Consider the following 6,283-nt stretch of genomic DNA (forward strand, 5'->3'; position numbering starts at 1 on the left):
AGTCGGCGGCGGGACGAAGTGGCGCACGCCTCCGATCGGATAGGCGGTGTCAACAGATGGCGTAGTACGGATACAACTCGCCGTTCTCGGTGATCTCCACGTACGCGTTCCCGTGGCACTCGTGGGTCTCGATTGTGACGCTCTCGGTGGTGTTGCGCGCGGTTGCGATCACGCGGAACGACTCGATGCCGTCGGGGTCGGCGTCGGCGAGGTTGTACACGTCGCGGTCAGCTCCCGGCTCGAACGTCTCCGTCTCGTCGTAAACGGTCTCGTTAGTCGCCTCGCGCACGATGCGAATCCGGATCTCGACCGACTGGTTCCAGCGGTTCTCCACGTGGACCGCCTTGTCGGGATCCGGCTGCTCCGACCAGCCCGCGGTCCCCTCGAACGTCGACTCCGGCCGGGTCCGCTCACCGGGCGTCGGCCCCGGCGAGGACCGCTCCGTCGGGGACGCCGAGTCGGTTATCGGGGACCGCGGTTCCGCTGTGGGTGTGGGCGTCTGCGTCGCTGTCTCCGATTCGGGACCGTCGGCTGGCACGCCGCCAAGACACCCCGCCGTCAGGAGCAGGAGGCTCAGCGCGATCACTGTGCGATTCGCGAACGTCATCACGAGAACCAACGGCGATGGCAAGAAAGGGCTTTGTGGTGACTCAAACGGGTGTTTTAGACAGTGAAATCACGCAGACAGCCCGCGCTTCACCTCGTCGGCGTAGGCGTCGGCGAGGCGTGTCGGCTCCGGAAGCTTGTAACCGTCGCAGAGCCGCCCGACGAGGTCGGTCGCGGTGTCGACGCTCACGCGATGGCCGGGGCTGACGTACAGCGGGTTGACGATCGGCCGCGAGTCGTACTGCCGAGATTGGAGGGCGTGACCGATTTTCTCCCCGGGTTCCGCGTTCTCGACGCTATCGTCCGCGCGGATCGGCGTCCGCCAGCCTTCAGGTCGGCCGTCGACGTCATCTTCGGGCGTCCCGCAGAGCAACCCCTTCGCGACGCCGACGCTGGGGAGGTCGAGCGCGACGCCGATGTGGGTCGCCAGTCCGGCCTGTCGGTAGTGAATCCGGCCGCTGCCGTCGAAGACGACGAGGTCGGGCTCACGGGACAGGGCCTCGAAGGCCGCGAGGATCGGCCCTCCCTCGCGGAACGCCAACAGGCCGGGAATGTACGGGATTTCGAGGTCGGTGACGGCGTGAGCGCGTTCGACGACCTCATCGCCGCGGCGGACAACCACGACGCTCACCGCGCGGTCGTCGAGGAACGCCTGATCGACGCCAGCGACGAGCGGCGCCTCGGGTGTCGCGCTGGGCTCGGTGAGTCGTCGTTGGGCGGAGTCACCGCCGACTCCAACGGTCGTGGGGTCGAAGTCGAAGTTGTCCGTCCACGTCGCCGCCGCGGCGACCTCCCGCTGTAGAGACTCCATCTCCGCGCGGGTCGCACCGGCGTCGGGAGCGAACTCCGATCGGACGAGACTGACCATCGATCCGGTTCAGAACCGCCGACCGGGGCCGCCCATTCCGCCCCCGCCGCGCCCGAACTGCAGCGAGTTGGGAACGCCGACGCGGCCCTTCACGCGCACGCCGTAGAGGAGCCCGACCACCAGCCCCGCGAGGTGTGCGAGGTGGGCGACGTTGCCGCCGGTGAGGCCCGTCCCGGCCGCGACGCCGAACCCGGCGATGATGCTGAACGCCGCGAAGCCGAAGGTCAACACCCACAGCGGCATCGGGATGATGAAGTACAGATACACCTTCAGGTTCGGGTTCAGAACGGTGAGCACTCCGAGGACGCCCATGATCGCACCCGACGCCCCGACGACGCCAGCCCCGAAGGGACCGACGGTGAGGAGCGTCGAGAACACCTGCGCGAGCCCGGCGATGATTCCCGCGCCGAAGAACAGCGCGGTGAATCGCTTCGTATCGAGGTAGCGCTCGACAACGGGTCCGAAGAAGTACAGCGCGATGCTGTTGAACGCGATGTGGGTGAACCCGCCGTGCGCGAAGATCGAGGTGAACCACGTCCAGACGAATTCGATGTGTCCCGGTGAGAGCACGAAGACCGCCTGCCAGAGGCCGCTGCGCGGAGACGCGCCGAGCAGAAGTGGGAAGATGAAGAACTGTAGCCCGAACGTAATCCACATCACGCCGAGGAAGACGTAACTCATATTCCCGCGGAAGTACCCGAGCGGCCCGCCGGTACCGGTGATTCGATCGATGTAGCCGGTAGAACTGGACGTTCCGCCCCGGTTCTGCACCGAGGCGTCGAAACCGCTGTCGAAGACGCCCGAGGGGTCGCTCCAGTCGTCGAGCCCCGGGCAGTTGTGGTTCTCCGGAAGCCGGTGCTCGGCGCAGAAGGTGTTGCCGCACCGACGGCACTGGTACGGTAGGTTCTCGTGTGCCCCGCACTGGTCGCACGTAGCCATCACGCAACGTAATCGCGGCGGGAGTAAAAGCGGTTCCCCTCGGATCGGCGGCGTCTCCCGATCGGCTCGGTCGCGATGCGTTCGAGCGACATCGAGCGACATCGACGTCCGCGGGAGATGGGGTGGTCCGCGTGCTGAAGTGGACGTCCGCGAACGAGTGGCAGCAAGATACGCGCTGTCGCAGAGGCAGTCACCGTCCAGAAGACGGCCCCTCGTTACCCGTCGTCCAACGCGTCGTCAGCACGACGCACCGTCTCGTCAGTCGGCTCCCGATCGTTGTCGTCTCCGCGGGGCTCTGCCGGAACGACCGTCGGGTGATCAACGCCGAGTCGCGGGGTGTTCGAACTCATCACGGTCAGTGATTCGGACGCGACACTCAAAACATTACTCATAAGCATAATACATCCGACGAGGCGGCAGTCATAACTGAACGTAATCGGCCCGTTCGGCCAGAGTGCACAGGCAGCGGCCCCGAGGGCGTTGGATGCGAGTCGGCAGCGCATCCGCTCGGCGGGAGGCGGCGCAAAAAAACGGATCGGAGCCGGACGAAATGCGGCCTTACGCGAATTTCTCTTCGTAGAGATCCATCGCGTGCTCGACGGCGTCTTTCGCCGCGGCGGCGTCCTGCCACCCGAGCGTCTCGGTCTGCTTGCCCGCTTCGAGGTTCTTGTACGTCTCGAAGAACTCGGAGATCTCGGCCTTCTGCTGGTCGGTGAGGTCGTCGACGTCCTCGACCTCGTCGTAGCGCGGGTCCTCCGCGGGGACGGCGATGACTTTGTCGTCTTTCTCGCCGTCGTCGTCCATCTCCATCAGCGCGACCGGGCGCGCCTCGATGATGCAGCCGGGGAACGTCTGGTCTTCGACGAGCACGAGGATGTCGAAGGGATCCTCATCGTCGTAGTACGTCTGGGGGAGGAACCCGTAATCGGAGGGGTAGTGAACGTTCGAGTGGAGCACGCGATCGAGGACGACGCCGGGGACGTCCTTGTCGTACTCGTATTTGTTCCGCTCGCCTTTCAGGCACTCGACGACCGCGTAGACGACGTCAGGCGCGTCGGGACCGGTTTCGATGTCTTCCCACAGGTTTGTCATACCTGTGCTCGTTCCGAACGAGAAAAAGACCTTTCGCATCGCCGTCGACGGATCCGACTACAACGCGGCTGTCACAATTGTCCCGTATTGCGGGACACTTGAGAGCGTAGTTACCAAATACTCCGGCAGTATTCGTACAGGAATATCCATAACGGATTACTGTCCGACAAATTGGTGACATCAGTGTCCAAAAATGTTGGGAAGAAGTGTATATATCCCGTATCTAAGAGTCCGAAACGATCGATTTAACCCAAAGAACGCACAGGTTGAGAAGGGTTATATATCCCGACGACATTTCACCAAGTATGTCAGAGGCACAAACAGTTACTGACACAAATAGCGTGGTGCGCGATCTTACGGCGTTTCAGCAGAACATCCTCGTCATACTGGCCGAGGAACCGATGTACGGGCTTGCGATCAAGCGACACCTCGAATCGTATTACGGGACGGAAGTCAACCACGGTCGGCTGTACCCCAACCTCGACGACCTCGTCGAGATGGGTCTGGTCGAAAAGAGCGAACTCGACAAGCGGACGAATCAGTACGAGCTCACTGAGGAGGGCCACGACGCGCTCCTCGATCAGTTCGACTGGATGTTCGAGAAGTTCGTCGCGGACGACGAGCGCGCCGACGAACTCACAGACCTCGTCGAAACGCACCGATAACACCGCAGTTCAGGCTCCGGGCACGTCGTCGCTGACGTCGGCCACGCGGTCGACGCTCTCGTCGACGATGGATTCCTGTTCTTTTGACGGCCAGACGTTGCGCGGGTAGTACTCCGTGAGGAACTCCTCTCGTTCGCCCGGCGTTGCGTCGACGATGCACTTCAGGTAGTGGTTTCCCATAAAATCCGCGAACGCCCGGACGTTCGCGGCGTGTTCGGGACCGAACCGGGCTTCGACCGCGTCGACGACCGCCTGGTTCGCCTCCTCGACGGACTCCCAGTCGGCGCCGTGGTCCGGGCCCGACAGCGACACCTCGACCGCGCGGTCGGTGTCCTCGATCCGATCGAACTGTACGACGCCCTCGTCGACCCATTCGTCGGGATAGAGGACGAGCGTGTCGTCTTCCTCGCGGACGCGCGCGGTGAAGTCGTGTTCCTCCACGAGTTCGTCTCGATGCTCCCGGTAGGCGTTCGCGGCCGCTTCGACGGCCGCCTCCTCGGCTAACCGCGTTAGCCGCTCGGCCTCGTCGACGACGGCTTCGGGAACTTCCGGCGCTCCACCAACATCGGGTGATCCATCAGCATCGGGTGCCCCAGCAGCATCGAGCGCTTCATCAGCATCTACTCCCCGGACCTCTCGTTCGTATTCGTTTCCTTCAGGCATCGTCCAGCGCCTCGTTCGCTAACGAGTCGGCGCGCTCGTTTACCTCTCTCGGTACGTGTTCGAGCGACCAGCGATCGAACGAATCCAGCAGTTCCCGCACCCGCACCCGTCGCTTTCGGAGTTCCGGATTGTTGGTGTCGTACTCGCCTTTCACCTGCCGGACGATCAACTGCGAGTCCCCGCGGGCGTCGACTTCGTCGAACCCGTACTCGCGGGCCGCCTCCAGCGCCCGTTCGAGCGCCGCGTACTCCGCCCGGTTGTTCGTCGTTTCGCCGATCCGTTCGCTCCCCTCAGCGACGATGCCGTCGCTCGTGACGATGGCCCATCCGATCGCCGCGGGTCCGGGGTTGCCGCGACTCGCGCCGTCGAAGTAGACGTGGGCGCGACCGCCCGACTCGGACCGGAGCAGCGCGAGCAGATCCGTCGGCCGCGATCCCTGTACCACCACCTTGTCGTCGTACGCGACGGCGGTCGCTCCCCCGCGTTCGGCGCGCCAGCGCTCGTACTCGGTGTTTCCCCCGTCGATCGCGATACCCGCGTCTTCGAGTCGCGCTCTGGCGACGTCGGGGTCGCACTCCACACTCGGCATAGCGGAGGGTGGCGGAGGAGCGGAAAGAAGGGTTCGATGTCGGCGAACTCCGAGCGCTCGTCGTTGTCGGCGGCGTCCGCTCCGTTGCCGCACTTCCACCGATGCGATCGCGTCGCGGTCGGCGGTTTTTCCTCCAGTTCGGCAAAGGGTTTAACTGTCGCGAGACACCGAATATTTAAATGCGATGACACGGCCCACCCGCCAGCGGGAACAGGACGCCGAGAGAACGCGATGGCAGGGAGCGCGAGCCGACGAGGAGGAAGACACCGAAGACGATATCGAGATCGAGGAGATGGATGAGGAGGATCTCATCCGGACGGGGGACGGCGAACTCATCCACGAGCCGACGGGAATCGTCGTCGAGGAGGAACAGATCGATCCCGGACCGGAGTGGCGGGCGTTCAACCACTCCGAGCGGCAGTCGAAGTCCCGCGTGGGCGCGCCCACGACGAAGACGATGCACGATAAGGGACTGACGACGACGATCGATTGGAAGGATAAAGACGCCTACGGTCGATCGATCTCCTCGCGGAAGCGCTCGCAGATGCACCGCCTGCGGAAGTGGCAGGAGCGAATTCGGACGAAGGACGCGGGCGAGCGCAACCTCCAGTTCGCGCTCTCGGAGATCGATCGAATGGCCTCCGCGCTGGGCGTGCCGCGCTCTGTGCGCGAAGTCGCCTCCGTCATCTACCGGCGCGCGCTCAACGAGGACCTGATACGCGGTCGCTCCATCGAAGGCGTCGCCACCTCCGCGCTCTACGCCGCCTGTCGGAAGGAGGGCATCCCCCGATCACTGGAGGAGATCGCGGACGTCTCGCGGGTCGACAGAAAGGAGATCGGTCGGACGTACCGCTACATCTC

At 64.2% G+C, this 6,283-nt stretch carries 9 protein-coding genes; 2 read left to right on the plus strand and 7 right to left on the minus strand.

Annotation, left to right across the window (positions count from 1 at the left end):
- Positions 1-49: 49 nt before the first annotated feature.
- The 5 genes from FJT57_RS03265 to FJT57_RS03280 all read right to left on the minus strand — a co-directional run bounded on the left by FJT57_RS03265 (position 50) and on the right by FJT57_RS03280 (position 3,505).
- Positions 50-607, minus strand: a complete 558-nt coding sequence (locus tag FJT57_RS03265; RefSeq protein ID WP_144901633.1) for a hypothetical protein — start codon at positions 605-607, stop codon at positions 50-52.
- Between the two features lie 69 nt (positions 608-676).
- Complete coding sequence (locus FJT57_RS03270) at positions 677-1,474, minus strand: endonuclease V (protein WP_144901635.1); 798 nt, start codon at positions 1,472-1,474, stop codon at positions 677-679.
- A 9-nt stretch (positions 1,475-1,483) separates the two neighbouring features.
- On the minus strand, positions 1,484-2,413 hold the full coding sequence (locus tag FJT57_RS03275) for a rhomboid family intramembrane serine protease (protein WP_144901637.1): 930 nt from the start codon (positions 2,411-2,413) through the stop codon (positions 1,484-1,486).
- Positions 2,414-2,628: 215 nt separating this feature from the next.
- Positions 2,629-2,763, minus strand: a complete 135-nt coding sequence (locus tag FJT57_RS17180; RefSeq protein ID WP_275264629.1) for a hypothetical protein — start codon at positions 2,761-2,763, stop codon at positions 2,629-2,631.
- Positions 2,764-2,971: 208 nt separating this feature from the next.
- Complete coding sequence (locus FJT57_RS03280; protein WP_144901639.1) at positions 2,972-3,505, minus strand: inorganic diphosphatase; 534 nt, start codon at positions 3,503-3,505, stop codon at positions 2,972-2,974.
- Between the two features lie 305 nt (positions 3,506-3,810).
- Here FJT57_RS03280 and FJT57_RS03285 point away from each other — a divergent pair, with 305 nt between their 5' ends.
- Positions 3,811-4,170, plus strand: a complete 360-nt coding sequence (locus tag FJT57_RS03285) for a PadR family transcriptional regulator (protein ID WP_144901641.1) — start codon at positions 3,811-3,813, stop codon at positions 4,168-4,170.
- Positions 4,171-4,179: 9 nt separating this feature from the next.
- Here the strand turns inward: FJT57_RS03285 and FJT57_RS03290 are convergent, their stop codons facing one another.
- Together FJT57_RS03290 and rnhA are read right to left on the minus strand one after the other, a co-directional pair.
- A complete protein-coding gene (locus FJT57_RS03290) occupies positions 4,180-4,833 on the minus strand; it encodes a DUF7108 domain-containing protein (protein ID WP_144901643.1) in 654 nt (217 codons plus the stop codon).
- Complete coding sequence (gene rnhA / locus FJT57_RS03295; protein ID WP_144901645.1) at positions 4,826-5,422, minus strand: ribonuclease HI; 597 nt, start codon at positions 5,420-5,422, stop codon at positions 4,826-4,828. Before rnhA ends, FJT57_RS03290 begins: the two co-directional genes overlap by 8 nt.
- Positions 5,423-5,714: 292 nt before the next feature.
- On the opposite strand from rnhA, the gene FJT57_RS03300 reads away from it, so the two are divergent.
- Positions 5,715-6,283, plus strand: a 569-nt coding sequence (locus tag FJT57_RS03300) for a transcription initiation factor IIB (RefSeq protein WP_394348803.1), incomplete at its 3' end; no start/stop codon positions are given.

It is taken from the genome of Halobellus captivus (genome assembly GCF_007655485.1).
Lineage (GTDB): Archaea > Halobacteriota > Halobacteria > Halobacteriales > Haloferacaceae > Haloquadratum > Haloquadratum captivum.